The organism is Skermanella sp., from assembly GCF_059503625.1.
In genome coordinates this window covers 1-24812 of record NZ_JCACHA010000555.1, presented here as the reverse complement: position 1 = coordinate 24812, position 24812 = coordinate 1, and the positions used below count along the sequence as shown (strand labels likewise).

19 protein-coding genes and 1 pseudogene are annotated in these 24812 nt (G+C 66.0%); 10 read left to right on the top strand and 10 right to left on the bottom strand.

Going from position 1 to position 24812, the window contains the following annotated elements:
* The 8 genes and pseudogenes from AC5JJ6_RS11790 to AC5JJ6_RS11755 form a co-directional block, all read left to right on the top strand.
* Positions 1-203, top strand: a pseudogene (locus AC5JJ6_RS11790) (hypothetical protein); the annotation flags it as partial.
* A complete protein-coding gene (locus AC5JJ6_RS11785; protein WP_496042213.1) occupies positions 187-2052 on the top strand; it encodes an extracellular solute-binding protein in 1866 nt (621 codons plus the stop codon). The pseudogene AC5JJ6_RS11790 and the gene AC5JJ6_RS11785, both read left to right, overlap by 17 nt.
* A gap of 142 nt (positions 2053-2194) precedes the next feature.
* Positions 2195-3985 carry an extracellular solute-binding protein gene (locus AC5JJ6_RS11780; RefSeq protein ID WP_496042212.1) on the top strand — a complete coding sequence of 597 codons (1791 nt, stop codon included), beginning with the start codon at positions 2195-2197 and terminating at the stop codon, positions 3983-3985.
* Between the two features lie 43 nt (positions 3986-4028).
* Positions 4029-5141 carry a microcin C ABC transporter permease YejB gene (locus AC5JJ6_RS11775; RefSeq protein WP_496042211.1) on the top strand — a complete coding sequence of 371 codons (1113 nt, stop codon included), beginning with the start codon at positions 4029-4031 and terminating at the stop codon, positions 5139-5141.
* On the top strand, positions 5141-6289 hold the full coding sequence (locus tag AC5JJ6_RS11770; RefSeq protein ID WP_496042210.1) for an ABC transporter permease: 1149 nt from the start codon (positions 5141-5143) through the stop codon (positions 6287-6289). Before AC5JJ6_RS11775 ends, AC5JJ6_RS11770 begins: the two co-directional genes overlap by 1 nt.
* Before the next feature lie 34 nt (positions 6290-6323).
* A complete protein-coding gene (locus AC5JJ6_RS11765; RefSeq protein ID WP_496042209.1) occupies positions 6324-7946 on the top strand; it encodes an ABC transporter ATP-binding protein in 1623 nt (540 codons plus the stop codon).
* A gap of 366 nt (positions 7947-8312) precedes the next feature.
* Positions 8313-9530, top strand: coding sequence for a pentapeptide repeat-containing protein (locus AC5JJ6_RS11760; protein ID WP_496042208.1), 1218 nt, complete (start codon positions 8313-8315; stop codon positions 9528-9530).
* A 77-nt stretch (positions 9531-9607) separates the two neighbouring features.
* The gene (locus AC5JJ6_RS11755; RefSeq protein ID WP_496042207.1) at positions 9608-10534 is read left to right on the top strand and encodes a 2-hydroxyacid dehydrogenase; all 927 of its coding nucleotides are present in this window, start codon (positions 9608-9610) and stop codon (positions 10532-10534) included.
* On the opposite strand, the gene AC5JJ6_RS11750 is transcribed toward AC5JJ6_RS11755, so the two are convergent.
* From AC5JJ6_RS11750 to AC5JJ6_RS11740, 3 genes are all read right to left on the bottom strand, one after another.
* A complete protein-coding gene (locus AC5JJ6_RS11750) occupies positions 10535-11371 on the bottom strand; it encodes a C40 family peptidase (RefSeq protein WP_496042206.1) in 837 nt (278 codons plus the stop codon). It abuts the gene before it with no gap.
* Positions 11340-11798: a MarR family transcriptional regulator gene (locus AC5JJ6_RS11745; protein WP_496042205.1), complete on the bottom strand. Its 459-nt coding sequence runs from the start codon at positions 11796-11798 to the stop codon at positions 11340-11342. Before AC5JJ6_RS11745 ends, AC5JJ6_RS11750 begins: the two co-directional genes overlap by 32 nt.
* Before the next feature lie 80 nt (positions 11799-11878).
* Positions 11879-13264, bottom strand: coding sequence for a leucyl aminopeptidase family protein (locus tag AC5JJ6_RS11740; RefSeq protein WP_496042204.1), 1386 nt, complete (start codon positions 13262-13264; stop codon positions 11879-11881).
* A gap of 206 nt (positions 13265-13470) precedes the next feature.
* On the opposite strand from AC5JJ6_RS11740, the gene AC5JJ6_RS11735 reads away from it, so the two are divergent.
* On the top strand, positions 13471-14115 hold the full coding sequence (locus AC5JJ6_RS11735) for a glutathione S-transferase family protein (protein ID WP_496042203.1): 645 nt from the start codon (positions 13471-13473) through the stop codon (positions 14113-14115).
* 6 nt (positions 14116-14121) lie between these two features.
* Here AC5JJ6_RS11735 and AC5JJ6_RS11730 read toward each other — a convergent pair whose 3' ends face one another.
* The 5 genes from AC5JJ6_RS11730 to AC5JJ6_RS11710 all read right to left on the bottom strand — a co-directional run bounded on the left by AC5JJ6_RS11730 (position 14122) and on the right by AC5JJ6_RS11710 (position 21410).
* Positions 14122-15267, bottom strand: coding sequence for a TAXI family TRAP transporter solute-binding subunit (locus tag AC5JJ6_RS11730; protein ID WP_496042202.1), 1146 nt, complete (start codon positions 15265-15267; stop codon positions 14122-14124).
* Between the two features lie 187 nt (positions 15268-15454).
* The gene (locus AC5JJ6_RS11725) at positions 15455-16786 is read right to left on the bottom strand and encodes an MFS transporter (protein ID WP_496042201.1); all 1332 of its coding nucleotides are present in this window, start codon (positions 16784-16786) and stop codon (positions 15455-15457) included.
* A gap of 44 nt (positions 16787-16830) precedes the next feature.
* Positions 16831-18639, bottom strand: a complete 1809-nt coding sequence (locus AC5JJ6_RS11720; protein WP_496042200.1) for an adenylate/guanylate cyclase domain-containing protein — start codon at positions 18637-18639, stop codon at positions 16831-16833.
* Between the two features lie 76 nt (positions 18640-18715).
* Positions 18716-19195: a peroxiredoxin gene (locus AC5JJ6_RS11715; protein WP_496042199.1), complete on the bottom strand. Its 480-nt coding sequence runs from the start codon at positions 19193-19195 to the stop codon at positions 18716-18718.
* A gap of 76 nt (positions 19196-19271) precedes the next feature.
* A complete protein-coding gene (locus AC5JJ6_RS11710) occupies positions 19272-21410 on the bottom strand; it encodes a protein-disulfide reductase DsbD family protein (protein WP_496042198.1) in 2139 nt (712 codons plus the stop codon).
* A 115-nt stretch (positions 21411-21525) separates the two neighbouring features.
* Between AC5JJ6_RS11710 and AC5JJ6_RS11705 the strand changes: the two genes are divergently transcribed.
* Positions 21526-22101, top strand: a complete 576-nt coding sequence (locus AC5JJ6_RS11705; protein ID WP_496042197.1) for a YqgE/AlgH family protein — start codon at positions 21526-21528, stop codon at positions 22099-22101.
* A gap of 104 nt (positions 22102-22205) precedes the next feature.
* Here AC5JJ6_RS11705 and AC5JJ6_RS11700 read toward each other — a convergent pair whose 3' ends face one another.
* Both AC5JJ6_RS11700 and AC5JJ6_RS11695 read right to left on the bottom strand, forming a co-directional pair.
* Entirely contained in the window at positions 22206-23591 is a 1386-nt protein-coding gene (locus tag AC5JJ6_RS11700) for an HlyD family type I secretion periplasmic adaptor subunit (RefSeq protein WP_496042196.1), read from the bottom strand.
* Positions 23592-23593: 2 nt separating this feature from the next.
* A partial coding sequence (locus AC5JJ6_RS11695; RefSeq protein WP_496042195.1) for a type I secretion system permease/ATPase occupies positions 23594-24812 on the bottom strand: 1219 nt, incomplete at its 5' end.

Genomic DNA, 24812 nt, shown 5'->3' with positions numbered 1-24812 from the left:
GTCCCGAGCAGGCCGCCTTCTACCTGCTGTCCTGCCATCCCGAGCATACCGAAGCCGCTCAGTCGTGGCTTCAGCAGGGCACCAACCTGAAGCGCTTCCAGAAGTTCGTCGACGATACCCCCGATTACGAAGCCATTCTCGAGATGATGGACGAGCACTACGACGAGGATGACGACGACATCGATGATGACGACGAAGATTGATGACCGTCCGACCGTAACCGGTGCCGTCCTGATGAAATTCGTCCTCGCCGTCGCGGCATTCCTCATCCTCCTCGCTCCCGCAGCCTGGGCGGAGGAGAGTGTCACCCGAACCCACGCGCTGGCGGAGTTCACCACGCCGAAATATCCCGAGGGGTTCCCGAGGTTCGACTACGTGAACCCGGACGCTCCCAAGGGCGGCGGAGTCGTCACGGCGGAACCGGGCAGTTTCGACAGCCTCAACTCGCTCATCCTGCGCGGGCAGTATCCGCGGAGTATCGGCTTGATCTCCGACTCGCTGTTCGTCTCCTCGGGCGACGAGCTGGAAGTGGTCTACGGCCTGATCGCCGAAACCGCCGAGTACCCCGAGGACAAGAGCTGGGTCGTCTTCAACCTGCGTCCGGAAGCCAGATTCCACGACGGCCACCCGGTCACAGCCGCCGACTTCGTGTTCGGCTGGAACGCGATCGAGCAGCACGGCCGCCCCTTCCTCAGGAGCTTCCTCGAAGACGTCGACAAGGTCGAGGCGCTGGACGAGCACCGCCTGAAGGTCAGCTTCAAAACTAGGGGCGAGATGAAGCCGCTGATCCGCGCCGCCAGCATCCTGTCGCCGGAACCGGAGCATTGGTGGACATCCAACGGCCGGGACATTGGCAAGACGACGCTGGAGCCGCTGCTAGCCAGTGGCCCCTACAGGGTCAAGGCGGTCGATCCCGGCCGCTCGATCACCTACGAGCGGGTGGCCGACTATTGGGGCAGGGATCTGCCGGTCAATGTCGGGCAGAACAACTTCGACACCGTGCGGACCGACTTCTACCGAGACGACGACGTCATGTTCGAAGCATTCAAGGGGGGAGCCTACGACTTCCGCCAGGAGAACAGGGCGCAGCGCTGGACGTCGGGCTACGACATTCCCCAGATCAAGGACGGCAGGATCGAGAAGCGGGCCATCGCCAACGAGCGGCCGTTCGGCGCCCAGGGTATCCGCTTCAATATGCGCCGGCCCCAGTTCAGCGATCCCAAGGTCCGGCTGGCGCTGGCGTATCTCTATGATTTCGAGTGGCTTCAGAAGAACATCCTGTACGGCCAATACCGCCGGGTGAAGAGCAACTTCCCCAACAGCGAGTTCGGCGCCAGCGGCCCGCCGACCCCGGCCGAACTGGAGATCCTGGAGAAGTACCGGGGCCGCGTGCCGGACGAAGTCTTCACGACTGCCTACGAGCCGCCCAGCACCGACGGCTCGGGCAACAACCGCGACAATGTCCGCAAGGCCATGGCGCTGTTCCGTCAGGCGGGATACGAGACCCGCGACAACAAGCTGATCAACGCCAAGACCGGGCAGCAGATGCGGATCGAGTTCCTGGACGACAACCAGTCGATGGTCCGGGTCATGCAGCCCTACGTCACCGGACTTCAGCGCGTCGGCATCGACGCCAATATCCGGATCGTGGACAGCGCCCAGCATCAGGCGCGCACCGACGATTTCGACTTCGACGCCGTCATGGCGTTCTTCAACTTCTTCCCGCCGCCCGGCACCGAGCAGCGCAGCTATTTCGGCTCCGCCGCCGCCGACGTGAAGGGTTCGGCCAATTACGCCGGGATCAAGGACCCCGTCGTCGATGCCCTGATCGAGGAAGTCATCGCCGCCAGGGACTACGGCAAGCTCCAGGCGACCTCGCGGGCGCTCGACCGGGTGCTGCTGTGGCAGCACGCCATGATCCCGCAATGGTACAACGACCAGACCTGGATCGCGTACTGGACCAAGTTCGGCTGGCCGGACCGGAAGCCCCGCTTTGACACCGGCTTCCCGTCCACGTGGTGGTCGAAGGAGGCCAAGGCGGCCAGCCGTTGAGCCGGATCGGTCTTTTGGCCTTGATTTAACCGGATTCGGCTGCCAACGCTGAACGCCCGACACCATGTATCGGGAAGACCGCATGAGGGACGAGAGCCGGATGAAGAGACTGCTAGCCGCCGCCGTTTGTTCAGGATTCCTGATGCTTGGGGGCCTCCTGCCCGCCGCAGCGCAGGAGGCCGAACAGAAAGTCACCCGCACCTGGGCGATGGCGGAGTTCGGCGAGCCGCTCTACGGCCCGGACATGCCGCACTGGCCCTACGCCAACCCGGACGCTCCCAAGGGCGGTTCGGTCGTGCTGGGCGCCTTCGGCAGCTTCGACAGCCTCAACACCTATATCCTGCGCGGCCAGTGGCCGGCGGGCATCGGCTTGATCTCCGACGGCCTGATGACGGGCTCGGGCGACGAGTTGTCGTCCGCCTATGGCCTGATCGCGGAGAACGCCGAGTATCCGGACGACAAGAGCTGGATCGTCTTCAACCTCCGTCCCGAGGTGCGCTGGCACGACGGCCAGCCGATCACCGCCGACGACTTCAAGTTCGCCTTCGACACGATCAAGCAGCACGGCCGCCCCTTCCTCCAGAGCTTCTACGAGGATGTCAGCGGCATCGAGGTGCTGGACCCGCACAAGCTGAAGTTCACCTTCAAGACCCGCAACAGCATGAAGCCGCTGCTGACGGTGGCGCAATCTTCGCCGCTGCCCCGTCACTGGTGGAACGCCAATGGCCGCGACATCACCAAGACGACGCTGGAGCCGCTGCTGGGCAACGGCGCCTACAGGATCAAGGCGGTCGATCCCGGACGGTCGGTCACCTACGAGCGGGTGGCCGACTACTGGGCGGCGGACCTGCCGGTCAATCGCGGGCTGAACAACTTCGACCAGATCCGCTACGACTATTATCTGGACGACACCGTCCTGTTCGAAGCCTTCATGGCCGGGCGGATCGACTACCGCCAGGAAAACCGCGCCCAGCGCTGGAACCAGAGCTACGACGTGCCCGCCGTCAAGGACGGCAACCTGATCAAGCGGGTCGTGCCGGACGAAACGCCCAGGGGCACCCAGGGTTACATCTTCAACCTGCGCCGCCCGCAGTTCCAGGACGTCAGGGTCCGCGAGGCGATCAATCTCCTCTACGATTTCGAATCGGTGCAGCGGACGCTCCTGTTCGGCGAGTACAAGCGGGTGAAGAGCTGGTTCCCCAATTCGGAGTTCGGCGCCAGCGGCGCTCCGGACCCGGCCGAACTGGCCATCCTCGAGAAGTACAAGGACAAGGTCCGTGGGGAAGTCCTGACCAAGGCCTACGAGCCGCCGGTTACGGACGCGTCCGGCAATATCCGCAACAACCTGCGCGAAGCGTTGCGGCTGTTCCGCGAAGCCGGCTGGGAGCTGAAGAACAACCGGCTGGTCAACGCCGCCGGCGACCAGATGCGGATGGAGATCCTGCTGGTCAGCCCCTCCCTCGTGCGGGTGACCGAGCCTTTCGTCCAGAATGCGCGCCGGGCCGGGATCGACGCCTCGATCCGGGTGGTCGATACCTCCCAGTATCAGGTGCGCGTCGACGACTTCGACTACGACCTGCTGGCCGTCTCGCTGAACTTCTTCCCGCCGCCGGGCGCCGAGCAGCGCAGCTATTTCGGCTCGGCCGCCGCCGATATCAGGGGTTCCGCCAATATCCCCGGCATCAAGGACCCCGTCGTCGATGGCCTGATCGAGGAACTGATCGGAGCCAAGGACCTGGAAACCCTGGCCGCGACCAACCGGGCGCTGGACCGGGTGCTGCTGTGGGGCTGGTACCAGATCCCGCAATGGTACAACGACGAGTCCTGGCTGGCGTACTGGAACAAGTTCGGCTACCCGGAGAAGAAGGCGCGGTATTCGATAGGCTTTCCCGGTACGTGGTGGATGGCTGCCGACAAGCGGGCATCGCAATAGGCGTCGCTGGACCTGAAACAGGCGTAAATCGAGGAACCCCAGGATGCTGGCCTACATCGTCCGCCGCCTGCTGCTGATCGTCCCGACGCTGATCGGGATCATGGTGATCAATTTCGCCATCGTGCAGGCCGCCCCCGGCGGTCCGATCGAACAGATGCTGTCCCAGCTTCAGGGGACCGGCGTGGACGCCACCGCGCGTATCGGCGGCACGTCGGGCGGTTCCGACCTGCCGCCGCAGGCCCAGCAGTCGGGCGGGGGAGAGCAGATCACAGGCCGGTACAGAGGGGCACAGGGCCTCGACCCGGAGTTCATCAAGCAGCTGGAAAAGCAGTTCGGCTTCGACAAGCCGGTGCACGAGCGCTTCCTGAAGATGATGGGCGACTATATGGTCTTCGACTTCGGCACCAGCTACTTCCGCGACCAGCGCGTGGTCGATCTGGTGCTGGACAAGATGCCGGTCTCGATCTCGCTGGGGCTTTGGACGACGCTGATCGTCTACCTGATCTCCATCCCGCTCGGCATCCGCAAGGCTGTGAAGGACGGCTCGAAGTTCGACATCTGGACCAGCGGCGTCGTCATCGTCGGCTACGCCATCCCCAGCTTCCTGTTCGCCGTGCTGCTGATCGTGCTGTTCTCCGGCGGCCGCTATCTGGCGTGGTTCCCTTTGCGCGGACTGACCAGCGAGGGCTGGGCCTTGATGCCGTGGTGGCAGCAGGTCCTCGACTACTTCTGGCACATCACCCTGCCGGTGGTGGCGCTGGTGATCGGCGGGTTCGCCGGCTTGACCATGCTGACCAAGAACAGCTTCATGGAAGAGATCAACAAGCAGTACGTCATCACGGCGCGGGCCAAGGGGTTGAACGAGCGTCAGGTGCTGTACGGCCACGTCTTCCGCAACGCCATGCTGATCGTCATCGCAGGATTTCCCAGCGCCTTCATCAGCATCCTGTTCACCGGGTCGCTGCTGATCGAGGTGATCTTCTCGCTCGACGGGCTGGGGCTGCTTGGGTTCGAGGCGGCGATCAACCGTGACTATCCCGTCATGTTCGCCACGCTCTATTTCTTCACCTTGCTGGGACTGCTGATGAATCTGGCGGGCGATCTGGCCTATGTCGCGGTCGACCCGCGCATCGACTTCGAATCGAGGAAGACGTGATGGCGACGTCGACGGCTACCGCATCGCCGCTCCCCCAGGACCGCTTCCTCGGCATGAAGATCACGCCGATCACCCGGCGGCGGCTGCATAACTTCAAAGCCAACCGGCGCGGCTTCTGGTCGCTGTGGATCTTCCTGATCCTGTTCACGCTCAGCCTGTTCGCCGAGTTCATCGCCAACGACAAGCCACTCCTGGTCCGCTACAACGGTAACTTCTACGCGCCCGTCTTCACGGTCTATCCGGAAACCACCTTCGGCGGGGAGTTCGAAACCCAGGCCGATTACCGCGACCCCTTCGTCCAGGACCTGATCGACGGGAAGGGCTGGATGGTCTGGCCGCCGATCCGCTACTCGTACCGCACGATCAACTACAACCTGTCGGTCCCGGCTCCGGCCCCGCCCTCGACCGAGAACTGGCTGGGCACCGACGACCAGGGCCGCGACGTGGTGGCCCGGCTGATCTACGGCTTCCGGATCTCGATCCTGTTCGGACTGACGCTGACCATCCTGTCCTCGATCGTCGGGATCGCGGCCGGCGCCGTGCAGGGCTATTTCGGTGGAACCACCGACCTGCTGTTCCAGCGCTTCATCGAAGTCTGGTCCGGTCTGCCGACGCTCTACCTGCTGATCATCCTCGCCAGCGTCGTGGAGCCGAACTTCTGGTGGCTGCTTGGGCTTCTGCTGCTGTTCTCCTGGATGAGCCTCGTCGGCGTCGTCCGGGCGGAGTTCCTGCGCGCCCGCAACTTCGACTATGTCCGGGCGGCCCGCGCCCTGGGCGCTGGGGACGCGCTGATCATGTTCCGCCACGTGCTGCCCAACGCCATGGTGGCGACGCTGACCTTCATGCCGTTCATCCTGAACGGCTCGATCACGACGCTGACAGCGCTGGACTTCCTAGGCTTCGGCCTGCCGCCCGGTTCGCCCTCGCTGGGTGAGTTGCTGGCGCAGGGCAAGGCCAACCTCCAGGCGCCCTGGCTCGGCCTGACCGCGTTCTTCACGCTCGCGATCATGCTGAGCCTGCTGATCTTCATCGGGGAGGCGGTGCGCGACGCCTTCGACCCGCGCAAGACCGTAGGGCCGCTGCCGGGGAGGGGAGCCGCCTTGAAACCGTCGGCGAAGCCCGTGGCGAAGAAGGCGGCCGCCGAATGACGACACCAACACTTTGCCAGCAGGAACGCAGGTCATGAGCGAGCTTCTTTCCGTCCGCGACCTGTCCGTCGATTTCCGGCTTTCCGGCAGCACGATGCATGCGGTCAAGGGCGTGTCGTTCGACATCAAGCCCGGTGAGACGATGGCGCTGGTCGGGGAATCCGGTTCCGGCAAGTCGGTGACCGCGCTGTCGATCCTCCAGCTTCTGCCCTATCCCGTGGCGGACCATCCCGGCGGCAGCATCCGCTTCAAGGGGACCGAACTGGTCGGCGCCGACGAGAAGACCCTGCGCGAGGTGCGCGGCGACCGGATCTCCATGATCTTCCAGGAGCCGATGACCTCGCTCAACCCGCTGCACAGCATCGAGAAGCAGATCAACGAGACCCTGTTCCTGCACAAGGACCTGACCCGCTCGGCCGCCCGCAAGCGGACGCTGGAACTGCTGCGGCTGGTAGGACTGCCGGAAGCGGAAAAGCGGCTGGCGGCCTATCCGCACGAGCTATCCGGCGGCCAGCGCCAGCGCGTCATGATCGCCATGGCGCTTGCCAACGAGCCCGACCTGCTGATCGCGGACGAGCCGACCACCGCGCTCGACGTGACGATCCAGGCCCAGATCCTGGAACTGCTGAAGGATCTGCAGCGCCGATTCGGCATGGCGCTGCTGCTGATCACCCACGATCTCGGCATCGTCCGCAAGATGGCCGATCATGTCTGCGTCATGAACCACGGCGAGATCGTCGAGAAGGGCACCAACGCCGCGCTGTTCGCCGGCCCGAAGCACCCCTACACCCAGCGCCTGCTGGCGGCAGAGCCCAAGGGCAATCCGGCGCCGCCGCCGGCCAATGCGGCCGATGTCATGACCGCGCGCGACATCAAGGTCCATTTCCCGATCAAGAAGGGCCTGCTGCGCCGGACCGTCGATTACGTCCGCGCGGTCGACGGCATCGACGTGACCGTGCGGGAAGGGCACACGGTCGGAGTCGTCGGCGAATCCGGGTCCGGCAAGACCACGCTGGGGCTGGCGCTGCTCCGCCTCCACGCCAGCCAGGGCGCCATCCGCTTCGACGGCAAGGACATCCAGGGCTGGCAGGCCGCCAGGATGCGGCCGCTCCGCCGTGAGATGCAGGTGGTCTTCCAGGATCCCTACGGCAGCCTCAGCCCCCGCCTGTCGGTCGCCCAGATCATTGGGGAGGGGCTGAAGATCCATGGCATCGGCAGCGGCAAGGAACGCGAGGCGATGATCGCGAAATCGCTGGAGGAAGTCGGCCTCGACCCGTCCAGCCGCAACCGCTACCCGCACGAGTTCTCCGGCGGCCAGCGCCAGCGCATCGCGATCGCCCGCGCCATGGTGCTGAAGCCCCGCTTTGTCGTGCTGGATGAGCCGACCTCGGCACTCGATATGTCGGTCCAGGCGCAGATCGTCGATCTGCTGCGCGATCTCCAGGTCCGCCACAACCTCGCCTACCTGTTCATCAGCCACGACCTGAAGGTGGTCAGGGCGCTGTCCAACGACGTGCTGGTGATGAAGGACGGCAAGGTGGTCGAGTCGGGTCCGACCCGCCAGATCTTCGAGGCTCCCCAGCAGGCCTATACCCGCGCACTGATAGCGGCGGCTCTCAACCTCGTGGCGGTAAAGACGGGAGATGTGCGGATGTGAGGGCGTCCAGAACGCTTGTCAGCGCTCAACCGTCACACCCCCAATCGTCATACCAAGACTTGATCTTGGTATCTCCCGGCGTTGCTTTCACAGTGAAGTCAACTCTTCGGCAAGCCTTCGAAATTACGGTTCAATTACGCTGCCGCAGCAGGAGCCGGCATGACGGCTTTACGCCGGGAGATACCAAGATCAAGTCTTGGTATGACGATTAGGCGAGCATGATACCCACAAACGACTCACAAATTCCCAAAAACGCTATCAGCGGTTCCGTCGTGCTGCGATGCAGCAAGTTATTATATGCTTAAGTAATTTGCCGGATGTTAGCGGGTGTCGCCTCCCCTCCAGGGCAGATTGCGTGGCTCACCGATGTCGAATCCGGTCACCGGCCACAGTGCCGCCTATATCGCCGAGCTGAAGAAGCGCCTGAACTCCCACCGCAAATGGGTGAACGGCATGCGTGGCGGCATAAACGCCGATCTCAGCTTCTACGATATGTCGCAGCTTCCGCTGGCCGGCGTGGCTTTGCGCAACGCCAAGCTCGTCGGTGCCAGTTTCGCCGGCAGCAACCTGTCCAAGGCAGACCTGAAGGCCACCGTCCTGATGATGGCGGACCTGGAAGGTGCCAATCTTTCCGGTGCCGACCTGCTGGGCGCCGACCTGCGCGGCGCCTGCCTCAACGGCGCCAATCTGGCGGAAGCCAAATTGGCCGGGGCCGATCTCCGGACCGGGTCGCTGGGCGCGGTCTCCACCAAGCGCCAGCCCCTTTTCGCGATGCCCCTGAGCCGGCGCACCGAACTGGTCGATGCCAATCTCAGCCGCGCGATCCTGGTCGGATCGAACCTGGGGAACTGCGACCTGACCGGCGCCGAACTGGTCGATGCCGATCTTTCCGGCGCCGATCTGACCGGGGCCATCCTGGTTTCCACCGACCTCTCGGGCGCCACCCTGAAGAACACGACGCTGGCGGGAGCCCTGCTGTGCGGCGCGACGTTGGATGAGGAAACCATCGCCGACATGGCGCGGCACGGCATCAACCCGGAAGGCAACCTCGTCCCGCTGGGCGAGCGGCTGTTCGAACTGCTGTCGCTGCATCAGGACTGGCTCGACAGCGAAGGCCGTATCGGGCAGCGGCTTGAACTCGACCTCGCCGACCTCAGCGGCGCTCCGCTGGGAGAGGTCGATCTGTCCGCCGCCAAGATCCAGCGCTGCAACCTCCGCAACGCCAACCTCTCGGGCACCAACCTGATGATGGCGGACCTCAGCTACTGCAACCTGACAGGCGCCGACCTGCGCGGAGCCAACCTGTCCGGATGCAGCCTGCGCCGGGTCAACCTGACGCGGGCTACCCTGCTCGACAGCATCCTGCTGAGCGTCCAGGTCGCGGCGTCCGACCGGGCATGGCCGACCAACCTGCAATACGCCCGGCTGAACGACGCCGACCTCCGCTGCCGCTCCGCCGACGGCGTCATCCTGCGCTTCGCCGACATGACCGGCGCCAAGGTCAACATGGCCCTGATGAAGGGCAGCGACACCAGCGGCGCCAAGATGCCGACGACAAGGGCGCCGGTTGCCTTATCCGGCTGATGCCGGCTTGCCGTATCGGGCAAGCTGTGAGAGGACTTTACGGTTCCTGATTCGTAGAGTCCGAAGGTTTGCAGCCGATGGCGATCCTATTCCTGTCCCCGTCCGATAGTTCCGCCGAATGGCTTCCGGAACTGCATCGTCAGCTTCCCGACCGCGAGGTTCGGGTATGGCCCGATATCGGCGATCCCGACGACATCGACTACGCCATGATCTGGCGTCCTCCCGCAGGCGTACTGAAGCAGTTGCCGAACCTCAAGGTCATGCTGTCGCTGGGGGCCGGGGTGGACGGCGTCCTGAGCGATCCCGAGCTGCCGGACCTGCCGCTGGTCCGCATGGTCGAGCCGGGGCTGACCGAGGGCATGACCGAGTTCGTCGTGCTCCAGGTGCTGCACTGGCACCGCCAGATGGAAGCCTATCGGGCACAGCAGCGCGACGGCGTCTGGCGGCAGTTGCCGCAGAAGCTGGCGCGGGAACGCCGGGTCGGCATCCTCGGCCTCGGTGTCCTTGGGGCCGATGCGGCGCGGGTGCTGACGGAGCTTCGGTTCGACGTGGCCGGCTGGAGCCGGTCGGCGCGTGAACTGCCGGGCATCACCTGTTTCCACGGCGCCGCCGGTCTGGCCACCTTCCTGGCCCAGACCGAGATCTTGGTCTGCCTGCTTCCCCTGACGGAGGAGACCGCCGGAATTCTCAACTGGGAAACGCTGGCCGCCCTGCCGAAAGGCGCCTGTGTCGTCAACGTCGCGCGCGGCGGGCACGTCAACGAGGCGGACATGCTGGCCGCTCTCGACAGCGGGCACATCACCGGCGCCAGCCTGGATGTCTTCGGCCAGGAGCCGCTGCCGCCCGATCACCCGTTCTGGAGCCATGAACGGGTGATCGTGACCCCCCACGTCGCCGCCGTGACCCACGCCAGGACGTCGGTCGGTCACCTCGCGGAGCAGATCCGGCGGTTCGAAGCCGGAGAACCGCTGGATAACCTGGTGGACCGCAAGCGCGGCTACTGATCAGGCGAGCCGGCGCACGCCGGTAACCTGGGCGCCCCGCGCCGTCACCTCGGCCAGCGGCTCCTCCGTCACCATCATGTGGAAGGCGTTGGCATGCAGCAGCAGGTCAGGCCCCGTCATGATCCCGACATGGCCGGGGAAGAAGACGATGTCGCCGCGCCGCAGGTCGCCTGTCCCGGCCACCGCCTCGCCGATCGCCTGCGCCTGCTGGTCGCTGTCGCGCGGGACCGAAAGGCCGGCTGCATCCAGCGCTATCTGTACGAGACCGGAACAATCCAGCCCCATGCTGGTCTTGCCGCCCCACAGATAGGGCGCGCCGGTCAGCTTGCGCGCCGTCGCCACATAGTCCGATGCGATGTCGTCCAGCCCGGCCAGATGCTTCATGAAGACCCAGCCGCCCTGTTCAAGCTCGGCGAAGCCGTTGGTCTCGCCAGCCACCGCGACGCGGGAGGTCAGGCTGAGCACGTCGAGCGTCGGGCTTTTCAGGTCCGGCTCGGGAAACAGGAACGTTCGGATGGCGCTGACCCGATGGGTCGGCGCGGGAGTTTCGCCCCACAGCGTGTCGAGGCGCAGGTAGCCGACATAGCCGTCGGTCTCGATCTGGCCCCAGACCCAGCCGTCATGCTCCTCATAGACGGTGACCGTCTCGCCGAACAGCGCCTGTGTCGTCTGCCGGGCCTCGAAATCCGGCTGCGCCTTGACCGTTGCGAAACCGGTGCGAAGCTGGCACGGCACGCCTTCGACGAAGCGTTCGGCCTGAACGAGGCCTTCCAGATGCGCCGCCGCCAAGTCGGGGCGGTAGGGGTTAATCCGGGGGTCCGGCAAGGACAAGCTCATTGGATGCGTCCTCCAGCAAGGGGTACGGCTGGATATCCGCCGGCCCGTCCGCAGGTCCGGTCCCCGCACCGGCTCCCGCCACGGCTTCCGTCATTGCGGCCTGCTGCGACGTCAGCACCAGCTGGGAGAATTCCGTCAGGAACACCGATCCCTTGACGGTGCGCTGAACCAGCACGTTCCGCCGGTCGGCGTCGTCGCGCTTGCGCCGGACGAAGCCCAGCCGTCCAAGCCGGTCGAGCGCCCTGCTTATCGCCGGCTTCGAAATGCTGAGGGTGCCGGCAAGCCCGCGCACCGTATGGGGCGGCGGCGTCAGGTAGACGGTCAGCAGCAGGGCCAGTTGACGCGACGACAGGTCCGGGCCGGCCTGTTTCACACTTGAAACGAGAACATTGCGCCAGAGATCGAGGGCTTGGAGCTTGTGAGGCATTTCGTGACTCCCGATACACCACCCGGACGTATCGGGTCGCAACCGGGAATCTGCCGAAACGATCCCTTTTGAGCAAGAGTTTAAGCGCTTTTGGCATAGCGGCTCTCCAAATAAGAGTAAACCGCACGCATACCCAAGGCTTCACCCCCTTCGGGCCGTCCCGGTTTGGACGACGGATTCCACGCCATGACGTCCAGATGCGCCCACGGCGTGGTCTTTTCGACGAATCGTTCCAGGAACAATGCCGCGAGGATAGCCCCCGCGAACGGTCCGCTTCCGACGTTGTTGAGGTCGGCCACCTTGCTGTCCAGCAGCTTGGCGTAGGGCTGGTGCAGCGGCAGGCGCCACATCGGATCGGACTGCGACTCGGCCGCCTTCAGCAGCCCGTCCGCCAGGGCGTCGTCGTTGCTGAACAGCGCGGGAAGCTCCGTGCCGAGCGCGACTCGGGCGGCGCCGGTCAGGGTCGCGAAGTCGATGATCACCTCGGGCTTGTCGTTCACCGCCTTGGCCAGCGCGTCGCACAGGACCAGGCGGCCCTCGGCGTCGGTATTGCCGACCTCGACGCTCAATCCCTTGCGGGTCGCCAGCACGTCGAGCGGACGGAAGGCGTCGCCGGAGACGGAGTTCTCGACCGCCGGGATCAGCACCCGCAGGCGGACCGGCAGCTCCGCCATCATGATCATCCGGGCGACGCCCAGCACATGGGCAGCCCCGCCCATGTCCTTCTTCATCAGCAGCATGCCGCTGGACGGCTTCAGGTCCAGGCCGCCGGTATCGAAGCAGACGCCCTTGCCGACCAGCGTCACCCCCGGCGCGTCCTTGTCGCCCCAGGTCAGGTCGATCAGCCGGGGAGCCCGCGTGCTGGCGCGGCCGACGGCGTGGATGGTCGGATAGTTCTTCTTGAGCAGGTCGTCGCCGACGATCACCTTGACCTTGGCGCCGAACTCGTCCCCCAGCGTCTCGGCCGCCTGGGCAAGCTCCTCCGGCCCCATGTCGCTGGCGGGGGTGTTGATCAGGTCGCGGACAAGATAGGTCGCCGTGGCGATCCGCTCGACCGCCGCGCGGTCGGCTCGTTCCGGCCATGCCAGCGTCGCGAAGCTCTTGCCGTTGCCGGACTTGTAGCGGGTGAAGGCGTAGGTGCCCAGCGCCCAGCCAAGCGCCGCGCGCGTCGCCGTTTCCTGGTCGAGATCGGCGTCGATATGATAATCGCCGGCAGGCAGCGATGCCGGAAGGCCGCCATAGGCCCAGAAGTCCGCCGCATCGATGCCGGCCAGCACGCGGGCGAAGCCGCCGTCGGTACCGGGCAGGAGCGCCGTCTTGCCCGGCTCTCCCTTGAAGCCGATGCCGGCGACCCAGGCGCGTACCGTCGCCGGCTGGCCGGACAGCCAGCTTTCCAGGCCATCCTTGGTTACGGGGGTGAGCGGAACCGAAGCGGCGCCGGCGGTGGGGCGCAGGTGGGTCAGCAAGTCACTGTTCCTTCATGGCGTGGACGGGTAGAAGCCACATATGCGGCCCAAGGATGCAATGTCTTCCAACATGGACTGCCGGGCTGCCTCTGAAAAGCCTGAAGCGCCGGATGGCTTCATGGAGTATCCACAGGATGCTTTCAGCTTGGGCTGGTAACAACTAATCTCCCGCGAAATCATCAATCCAGAAGAAACCGGCGGACAATATGAGCGATCTTACCCTTGTCATCGGCAATAAAGCCTCATCGTCCTGGTCATTGCGTCCCTGGCTGGCGCTGAAGCAGATCGGCGTGCCGTTCGACGAGATCACCATTCCCCTGCGCCAGCCGGAAACCAAGGCCGAAATCCTGCGGCATTCGCCGGCCGGCAAGGTCCCGGTGCTGATCGACGGCGACCTGACCGTCTATGACTCGCTGGCGATCCTGGAATATCTGGCGGAAACCTATCCAGACGCGGGGCTGTGGCCCGACGACCGGGGCGCCCGCGCCGTCGCCCGCTCGATCGCGGCGGAGATGCATTCAGGTTTCGTCGACCTGCGCCGGAACATGCCGATGGACGTGACCGATAAGCATCCGCAGGAGGGACGTACGCCCGAATCCCTGGCCGACATCGCCCGAATCACCCAGCTCTGGCGCGATGCCAAGGCCCGTTTCGGCGCAGAAGGTCCGTTCCTGTTCGGCCGGTTCTCGGCAGCCGACGCCATGTACGCGCCGGTCTGCACGCGGCTGGATACCTATTGCGTCGAGCTGGACGAGGTTTCCCAGGCGTACGTCTCCACCGTACTCGGGTTGCCCGCCATGCGCGAATGGTACGCCGCCGGCGCCGCGGAGCCGTGGGGCGCGCTGCTCTGAGAGCGCCTATTGCGCCGGCGCATCGTCGCGGGTGACGGGCTCTTCAGGGGCTGGTGACTTGTCCACGGGCGGCGCTTCCGGCTCGGCCGCCTCCTTCAGGACGCCGGCCTCCCGGTAGTAGCGCGCGGCTCCCGGATGCAGGGGAACCGCCAGCCCGCTCAGCGCATTGGCAAGCTGGATCGAAGGTCCCTTGGGATGTCCGCTGTCGAGCAGCCGGCGCGTGTTCGGATGCCACAGCGCGCGGGTGATGCCGTAGACCAATTCTTCGGGCACGTCGCCGCGCACCAGCCACTGGGCGCCGACGCCCAAAGTCCGGGTTGCCAGGACACCTTCGTAGACGCCCTCGTCGATCACCGATTCGGTGAAGAAGGGCAGGCGCTCCTTCAGGCTCTTGCCATGCGGATCGTCGAACGACAGCAGCCTGACGGGAGTGCGCGCGGCGGCTTCCGCCACGGCGGCGACGGGGTGGCCGCCGACGATGAAGAAGGCGTCGATATCGTGCTCGACCAGCCGGTCGCCGGCGGGACCGGGCTTCAGGTAGCGCGCCTGCATGTCCTTCTCGCTGAGGCCGTAGGCCTCCAGGATCACGCGCGCCTCGACCAGCGTGCCGGAGCCTTCCTCGCCGACCGAGACCACCTTGCCGCGCAGGTCGCCGATGTTCCGGATATCGCTTTCGGCCCGGACCACGACATGCACGGTTTCGGTGTAGAGGTTGGCGATCGCGGTCAGCTGCTCGAAAGCCGGCTGACCCTTGTAGGGGCCGATCCCCTGATGCGCCCAGAACGCAATGTCCGCTTGCGACAGCGACGATTCGAGCGTGCCGGTCCTCATCTCCTTCAGGTTCTCGACCGATCCCTGGGTCGCCTGCGCCACGGCGATCAATCCGGCGACGCCGCAGCTTCCGCCACGGTCGCAGGGGCGCGATCCCGGCGGATTGCTGATCGCGTTGGCAAGCATCCCGCCGACCGGAAAATACGTTCCGCCCGTCGTTCCGGTTCCGATCCGGAAGAACCGGATGTCTTCCGCGCCGGCCAGTCCCGATCCCAGGAACAGCAGCGCCGCCGTCAGAAGTCCCGGCAAGGCACGCATGGTCCAGGCATGCGGAAACGGGACGAAGCGGCGGAGCCGGTCGGCGAGTGAGGGGGGAAGCACGGCAAACGGCCTTCCAGTGGGGGTGCAGCGTCCTGAGTACGGAGCCGAACGGCTCCGCATAACGTCATTTCACCAATTTTGATGCTATCGGCGTGTTCTCAATATGGCGCAAAGGCATTACAGGATTAATAACGCTGCCGAACGCTCGATTATTTCCCCAGTTCGCGGGTAGGGAAGCCCCCGATGGTCACTCCGCCGCCTCCGCCCGGGGGCTAGCATCGGAAATGGCTTCCGGTGCCGCGTCGAAATCGAAGGCAAGCTGCGCCGAATCCTCGTTGGCGGCTTCCGCGCGCGGGCTCAGCTCCATCGCGATCGGGGTAGTGGCAGTCTGCGGCATGGGCACGAAGGCGCCCTGTTCCTCCAGCGGTTTCGCCTGCCGCGCCGTCATGCGGTAGAGCGTGAACAGCGACAGCATCCCGGCGATGGCGCCGATATACAGGAACAGCCCGTTGAAGCCGGCCAGCCCCATCACGTGGGAAGCCAGGATCGGACCGGCCGCCGAGCCGACGCCGAACATCAGCAGCAGGCCGGCGCTTGCCGGAACGACCTCCTCCAGGCGCATGAAGTCGTTCGCATGGGCCAGCGCTATCGGGTAGATCGAGTAGGCGAGACCGCCGTAAAGGCCCAGCATGATCGCGAAGGCCAGGTTGGGGACGTTATCGGCGAAAGCGAGCGACAGGGCCGCCGCCGACACCCCGGCGATGGCGCCCAGGAAGACCGTGCGGCGGTCGAACCGGTCGGACAGGCGTCCCATGGGGAACTGCATCACGAAGCCGCTGAAGATCGCGACCATCATGAACAATCCCACATCCTCGACGCTGCCGCCACGCTCCTGGACATAGACGGGGGCCATGCTGCCGAAGGCGCCATTGATCAATCCGGCTCCGATACATCCGGCCACGCCCAGGGGGGAGATCCGGACGATCTCGATCATCCGCAGGCGGTTGGTGCCGACCGATCCGGGGGTCTGCGTCCGGCTCAAGGCCAGCGGCACCAGCGAAAGCGCCACCAGGATGGCGACCAGACTGAAGATCTGGAAACCGCCCGGATCGATCACCGTCAGCAGCGACTGGGAAGCGCCGTAGGACAGGTAGTTGACCGTCATGTAGACCGACAGCACCTGCCCGCGCACCGTGTTGGACGACGACGCATTGATCCAGCTTTCCGTGATCGTGAACAGGCCGGCAAGGCAGAAGCCCGCCACCACCCGCAGCAGCAGCCAGACGATCGGGTCGATCACGATGGCGTGGATCAGCGCCGAGATCGCCGCGATGGCGGCGAAGGCGGCGAAGGCGCGGATATGGCCGACCCGCTCGACCACGACGGGTCCGCGCAACGTTCCGAGGACGAAACCGACCGAGTACGCCGCCATGATCAGGCCGATCCGGTCGACCGGAAACTGCTCGATCCCCATGCGGACGGCAAGCAGCGTGGAGAACAGGCCGTTACCCAGGACCAGAATGCCGAGGCTGATCAGCAACGGCAGAATGGCGGCGAATACCTGCCGCAGATCCGACATCCACTCCTCCCGAAAGGGTTCGGCGCCACCCTTCCGGTGGCCCCTTAAGACAGAGCGGTATAGGAATTAACCACGTCGGGAACAAGGCGGCGAAAGCTGACCGGTGCCCCGAAACCCTTCAGTTCCGCCGATTCCACTATCGAATGCAACGGTGATATCACAGCCGAAACGACCGGGTCGGACGCCAGGCGGTCGGACAGGACGATATCGCCGCCCTGGCTCAACCCTTCCAGGCGGGCCGCCAGATTGACGGTGGAACCGAAATAATCGAGCCGCCCGTTCAGCGTGACGGCGACGCAAGCGCCTGAATGCAGGCCCATCTTGATCGCCAATCCCTCCGGCGGTGCGGACTGGATCGCCAATGCCGCCCTGACGGCATCGGCCGGATCGGCGAAGGCCGCCATGACGGCGTCGCCGATGGTCTTGACGATGGCGCCGTCATGCTCCCGCACCGTTTTGGCGAGCAAGGCGAAATGCTCCCGCACGATATGGAACGCGCGGGCATCGCCGACCCGGTCGTAGAGCGCCGTCGATCCCTTGAGATCGGTGAACATCAGGGTGACGGTGCCGATAGCCACCTCGTCGCCGGGCCGCAGCACCTCGTCCGAGAACATGTCGCGGAAGGCCTGCAAGGCCGTCACCTGATGCGCGGTCAGCGCATCCGCGATCCAGTCGCGCCGCTCCACCACCAGCGTCAGCGGATGGGAGGCGCGGTTCTCCAGGCTCAGCGGACCGGGGGATGCCTGCGGCACCGCGCGTACGGTGTCGCCGTCCGCGACGACCAGCGGAAAGCTGGAGGCGCCGGGTTCCCGCCAGTCCAGATCGACGGACCCGCCGGGCTCCAGGGTCCGCAGCCGCCACCATCCCGCCGGCAGGTCGACCGGCAGGCTGCGAACCTCGCCCGGCTCCAGCGTCTGCTGGACATGGACGTGCGGTGTGGTCATCGGCCCGGCAAGGCAGTACTCGCCTTCGGTAAGCGGCCGGAGTGCCGGAGCGGGCTGGAATGTCAGCTCGACGTTGCGGGTGAAATCGCGGCCGTAGTCGATGTTGCACGACGGGCAGTGCGCACCGCTCGGCAGCCGGTCCAGTGTGGCGGCCGTCGCCTTGGCTCCCCGGCAGCGCGGACACAGCAGGTTCCAGCGCAGCGTCAGCAGCCCCGTCTTGACGGCGCCCAGGCAAAGCTCGACCACCGGACGCGGAGCGGCATCCCAGCTACGGGCGAGCGCCAGCGGCCGGATTTGCAATAGGTCGACTTCCTGCGCCGTCAGCAGATGGTCGGCCAGCCGCCGGGCAAGTCCATGGCCGTTGCCGCTTTCCTCCAGGGCCGTCACCATGCCGTCGATCCGCTGCGTCATCGCCGGATCTACCGGAGGTGCCGCATAGTCGAAGGGACGGGTCTTGGTGTCGGCGGCATGCGCCGCGGCTTCCCGGACCAGCTTTTCGGTCTTGGTTCCGAACTTGTCGAGAAAGCCCAGCCGCAGCAGCAGCCAACCCAATAGGTTGGAAGGGGCCGCTTCAAGCGTATAGGAGACGTCGGTGCCGCCGCGCTCCGGCGTCAGCTTCAGGGTCGGGCTGACAGTCGAGAACGGCCCCTTGCGGAACCGCCTCGTCTGGGTGAAGCCATGCGGAGCGATCCATTGGAACGGCTCCTCCTCCCATTCGAGCCGGTAACCCCCTGCGATGCCGCGTCCGATCCGGAGCACGGTGCCGTCGGGGCGGGGGATCTCCTCGACCTGATATTTCGGCAGCCCCATGGCCTCGTTGAAGCGCGGCGTGTCCGCCAGCAGCGGCCACAGCCGTTCCGGCGGCTGGTCGAACCACCAAATCCAAGTCCGCCGCTGCGCCTTAGCCATGTTCCGGAGCCGAGTTCATTACATAAGGCCGCAACATTCGGGGTACCGGGCGCACCGGCCCGGCACCCCGAAGCGATCAGATCGCCTTCAGGACGGCTTCGGCGCTGGAAACCTCGAACGCTCCCGGAGCTTCGACGTTCAACGTCTTCACCACGCCGTCCTCGATCACCATGGCGAAGCGCTTGCTGCGCTGGCCCAGGCTGTAGCCGCTGCCGTCCATCTCCAGGCCTAAGGCCCGGGTCAGCTCGCCGTTGCCGTCGGGCAGCATCGTGATCTTGTCGCCGACATTGGCGGACTTGCCCCAGGCTTCCATCACGAAGGGGTCGTTCACCGCCATGCACACCACGTCGTAGCCCTTGGCCTTGAACTCGTCGATGCGATCGACGAAGCCGGGCAGGTGCTTGGCCGAGCAGGTCGGGGTGAAGGCGCCGGGCACCGCGAACAGGACGGCCTTCTTGCCGCCGAACAACTCGTCGGTGCTGACTTCCTGCATGCCGTTGGATGTCAGGTGCTTGAGCGTGACGGACGGAAACTTGTCGCCGGCCTGAATCGTCATGGTTGGGGCTCCTCCTTCGTGTAATCGGTATCAGAGATGTAGACCGGTGCGGCGTTCCGTCGCAAGGAGCTTCCTCTCAGCGGGCGCGATCGAGTGCCGCCAGGACGGCCGCTTCGGTCAGCAGCTCCGGCAGGGCGATGCCTTCGGGAGCACCCGGACCGTAGACGATGTTGAACGGGATGCCGTAGCGTCCATGCTCGGCCAGATACGACGATATCCTGTCGTCGGGCCGCGTCCAGTCCGCCCGCATCGGTACGACGCCGGAACCGAACAGCCGTTCGGCGACGGTCCCGCGCGTCAGCACGAGCTTCTTGTTGGCCTGACAGGTGATGCACCAGTCGGCGGTGACATCGACGAACACCGTCCGCCCGGCGGCCACCTGCTCCCTGATCGCGGCCTTGTCGAACGGCGTCCACCGTCCGTCGATGGCGGCAGCCGCCTGCGACGCATGGCGGTCGAGCGCCAGCGGCAGGCCGAAGGCAGCCAATGCCAGCACCGCCGCCAGTGCTCCGCCCGCGACTCGGGCACGGCCGGGCAGGCGCTTCCGGATCGCCAGGACGAGGACAAGGGTCGCCATCAGCGCGCCGACCGCCAGGGCTGCCGCTGGGCTGACCTGGACCGCCAGGACGGAGAGCAGCCAGACGCCGGTCAAGGCCAGCGTGCCGCCCAGCACCCGGCGCAGCACCAGCATCCATCGGCCGGGGCGCGGCAGCCGCGATGCCAACGCCGGGAAGGCCGCGACCAGCAGATAGGGCAGGGCAAGCCCGAGTCCGAGAGCCGCGAAGACGGCGAGGATCTCCAGCGGACCGCGCGCGAGCGCGAAACCGACCGCCGTGCCCAGGAAAGGGGCCGAGCAGGGCGTCGCCAGCAGCGTCGCCAGCGCTCCGGTAGCGAAATGGCCGCCCAGGCTGGTGGAATGACGCCCGCCATCCGCATGGTGTCCACCCAACGCCGCGTCGGCGATGGCGCGAGGCAGCGGGATCTCGAACAGGCCCCAGAGATTGGCGGTGAAGCCGGTGACCAGCACCACCATGAAGACCAGGAACAGCGGCTGCTGGAACTGGATTCCCCAGCCCACCGCCGAGCCCGTCAGCTTCAGGGCGATGGCGGCGCCCGCCAGCACCATGAAGGAGAACAGGATGCCGGCGGCGGACGCCAGGAAGCCGGCGCGGATCTCGCGCGGCGCGCTGCCGCCATGGCCGACCACCGACAGCAGCTTCAGCGACAGGACGGGCAGCACGCAGGGCATCAGGTTCAGCAGCAACCCGCCGATCAGGGCAAAACCCAGTATCGCGATCAGGCCGGGCACCCCGCCAAGGCCTGCTCCGGCGGCGCCAGCGTCGACGGTTGCCGTTGTTTCCAGGCTGCGGGCGCCATCCACCAGCGTCAGCGTGACCGGCAGCCCATCGAGCGGCACCGGCTGGCCGGTGGACGGAAGAGTGACGGCGATCCGGCGGTCGCCGTCGGCATAGGCGACGGTTGGCGCTCCGAAGACGGTGCCTGCGGCATTTTCGACGAACACATCGGGATCGACGAACGGCTCGCGCGCCGTGGCGACCACCTCCAGACCCTTGCCGGAGGCCCGTACGCTCTCGACGGCAAGGCCGGATGCGGCGCCGTCTCCCGGCACGTACGACGTGAACCGGGCGATCAGGTTGGCGTCGCCGCCGCTCGACGCGGCCGGACCGGCAGGCACGTACAGAGTCAGGTCCAGGTGCTGGGGAACGCAGATATCGCTGCACACCAGCAGATCGACGGAGGCCTTGAGGTCGAGCGGTCCGCCCGCCTGAGCCGGCGTGGCCATGATCGGAAAGACGACTTCGCCGTCATATCCGAAGGTCTCGATCCCGAACAAAGTGAAGCGGTGCGGGGCCGGCCAGCGGAAATCCGTGCCGGCGAGGTTGACGCTGCCGTCCCACGACACCTGCGGCGGCAGGCCGGCATCGCCGGGGGAGCGCCAATAGGTCTTCCATCCCGGCTTCATCTTCAGATGCAGTCCGAGCGGGACGCGGTCGAGAGCGCCCGTGCCCTCTCCCGTACCGTCGACGGCGGCGATCAGCCGGCCCTCGACGGTGTCGGTCTGCTGCCAGGGACCGCTGGCGCCATGGGCCGGGATGTTGGCGGCGAGCAGCGCCGCCAGGAGCACGAAAAGTCCGGTGGCGACACTGCGCAAGGTGGATTTGCTGATCATGGCGCTCGGATTTTGTGTTTCCATGGTCGGTATTATAGGTGGCAAGCCGTCGCAGGTGCTGTCACACTTTCGTCAGGCCTGTTGATACGGTGAGATCAGCCACCACATTTCGGGCCTTGAGGAATACGGAACGGCACGAATGACTGAAGCAACGCGCACGCCCCAGTATCTGACCGGCCAATTGCTGATCGCCATGCCGGCCATGCCGGACCAGCGTTTCCAGCGCTCGGTCATCTATATTTGCGCCCATAATCCAGATGGCGCCATGGGCCTGGTGATCAATAAGCTGTTCGGGTCCATTACATTCCCCGATCTGCTGGAACAACTCGGAATCGACACTCCCGGCCATGCCGCCAACATGCGGGTGCATTTCGGCGGGCCGGTCGAGTCGGGACGCGGCTTCGTTCTGCACTCCACCGACTTCGTGCGCGAAGGCACCATGACGGTGGACGACGATGTCGCCCTGACCGCCACCGTCGATATCCTGCGCGCCATCGCCGACGGCCGCGGCCCCAAGCACGCCATGCTGGCGCTCGGCTACGCCGGCTGGGGACCCGGTCAGCTCGACGCCGAAATGCAGGCGAACGGCTGGCTCAACGCCCCGGCGGACGACGGCCTGCTCTACGACCGCGATCTCGATACCAAGTGGGAGCGCGCCATCGCCAAGCTGGGCGTCAGCCTGTCGATGCTGTCCGGCGAAGCCGGCCACGCTTGAATCCTGTGGGAGTTGATGAAACGCGTTGGGCCACGGCCCAACCTACGTGTGATGCGTAGGTTGGGCCGTGGCCCAACAACTCTCTACAATCCAACTTCAGCTTTCTACTCGCGCATGGCCCGGACGACGGTGTCGCGCATCGGCTGGAGCAGGTACGACATCAGGGTCCGCTCGCCTTTCTTGATCACGACCTCGGCAGGCATGCCGGGGATGACGTTCAGGCCGGAGATGCTTTCCTTGCTCTTGTCGTCCACCAGCACCCGGACGTTGAAGTAGGGCTGGTTGGTCTTGGGATCGATCAGCCGGTCGGCGGAAACGGTCTTCAACTGGCCGTGGATCATCGGCGTGGTGCGCTGGTTGAAGGCCGGGAAGCGGATTTCGGCCGGCATGCCGACCTCCAGGCCGTCAATATCGGCCGGACGGATCTGGGCATCGACGACCAGATGGTCGTTCTGCGGCACGATGTCCAGGATGCGGCTGCCCGGCGCGATCACGCCGTCGACCGTATGGACCGCCATGTCCACCACGACGCCGGCCTCCGGCGAGCGGACTTCCATGCGGCTCAGCTCGGCCGTGGTCGCGTGCAGCCGTTCGGAGGACTCGAACAGCTTGGCCTGGGTGGTGCGAAGGTCGGTCTCGACCTGCTCCAGGAAGGTCTTGCGGGCCTGGGTGATCTGAAGCTCCGCTTCGCCGATCGACTGGCGGACGCCGGCGATGCGGGCCAGGATCTCGCCCCGCTCGGCGATCAGCACTTCCACTTCACGCCTGTACTGGAGCACCTTGTTGGCCGGGGCGTTGCCCCGCTCGGCCAATTCGCGCAGGCCGGCCAGTTCCTGGTCCAGCAGCGCGCTTTGCCGAAGCTTCGCCTTCTCCTGAAGCTCCATGCCCGAGATCTGTTCGAGCGACTGGGAGATGCGGTTGCGCAGGATCGACGTCTGACCGGTCAGGCTCTCCCGCCGGGCGTCGAACAGGCGTTGCTGGCCGGCCAGCGTTTCCGCCAGATCGCGCTCGGTCTTGGCCCGCTCGAGCAGCTGGGGCGGGAACTTGATGGTGGCAAGGCCATCCCGTTCCGCCAGCATCCGCGCTTCCTCGGCCAGCGACAGGTCGACCTGGGCGCGCAGCATCTGGGCCAGGGAGCGTGTCTGGGTCGGGTCGAGCCGCAGCAGGACATCGCCGATCTCCACATGCTGGCCGTCGCGGACCAGGATGTCCTGGATGATGCCGCCCTGTAGGTGCTGGACCGACTTGCGGAAGCTGTCCACGACGACGGTCCCGCTGGCGATCGCCGCGGTGCTGAGCGGCGCGAAGGTCGACCATGCGGCAAGCCCGCCGAAGGCGGTCAGGATGACCAGCCAGCCGGTCATCGCCGTGCGGCCGTACTTCGTCGGATAGTTCGGCTGGTGACTTGCCCTAGCGTTCCGCTTTTCGAGCGCCGACTTGCCCGGAAGACCCGGCAGGAGGGCGGCATTGGTGTCGATGACACTGGTCATGGTCAGGAGGCCTGCTGGGCGGTGATGCCCGGCTGGGCCGCCGGGGCTGTCGCTACGACGGGACGGGTGAAGCGGGCGAGCACTTCGGCCCGGTTGCCGAACATCCGGACGGTGCCTTCGGCTAGGACGAGGATCTGGTCGGTCACGCCCAGGATGCTGGGACGGTGCGAGATGATGACGACGGTGGTGCCGCTGCGCTTCAGCTCGGTGATCGCATAGACCAGCGCCGCTTCGCCCTCGTCGTCCAGGTTGGAGTTCGGCTCGTCCAGGATGACGAGGCAGGGGCCGCCGTAGACTGCGCGGGCAAGCCCGATCCGCTGGCGCTGACCACCCGACAGGGCGCAGCCGCCGGTCCCGATCGGCGTGTCGTAGCCCTGGGGCAGGTGCAGGATCATGTCGTGGACGCCGGCGCGCTTGGCGGCGGTCACGATGGCCTCGCTGTCCATCTCGCCGAAGCGGGCGATGTTCTCGGCGACCGAGCCGTCGAACAGCTCGACATCCTGCGGCAGGTAGCCCATGAAGTCGCCGCGGGCTTCCGGATCCCAGTTGTGCAGGTCGGCCCCGTCGATCCGGACGGTGCCGGCATAGGGGCGCCAGGCGCCGACCAGCAGGCGGGCGAGCGTCGACTTGCCGGCGCCGCTCGGGCCGATCACGCCAAGCACCTGCCCGGCGGGCAGGTCGAAGCTGACGCGCGACAGCGTCGGGGCTGAGCTTCCCGGCGGCACCACGACGACCGTCTCGACCTTCAGGTCGCCGGTCGGACGGGGCAGCGCCACCCGCTCCTGATACTTGGGAACGCGGTTCAGCAGCTCGGTCAGGCGGCGGTGGGCGATACGGGCGCCGACGAACTGCTTCCAGGTGCCGATGGCCTGCTCGACCGGGGCCAGCGCCCGGCCCATCATGATGGAGCCGGCGATGATCAGGCCGGGCGAGATCTGCTCGTGGATCGCCAGATACGCGCCGCCGCCCAGGATGGCGGTCTGGAGCAGCAGGCGGATGAACTTGGTCAGACCCATGATGACGCCGGCGCGGTCGCTGGCGATCGCCTGGAGCCGCAGGATTTCCTCGCGGCGGCCGGCCCAGCGGTCGCGGAAGTTGCCGAACATGCCCATCGCTTCAAGCACTTCGGCGTTGCGCATGCTGCTGTCGATGGCGCCGGCCGCGACCACGGCGTTCTTGTTTGCGGCCTCCAGCGGCTTCTTGGTCACCGCCTCGTTGATA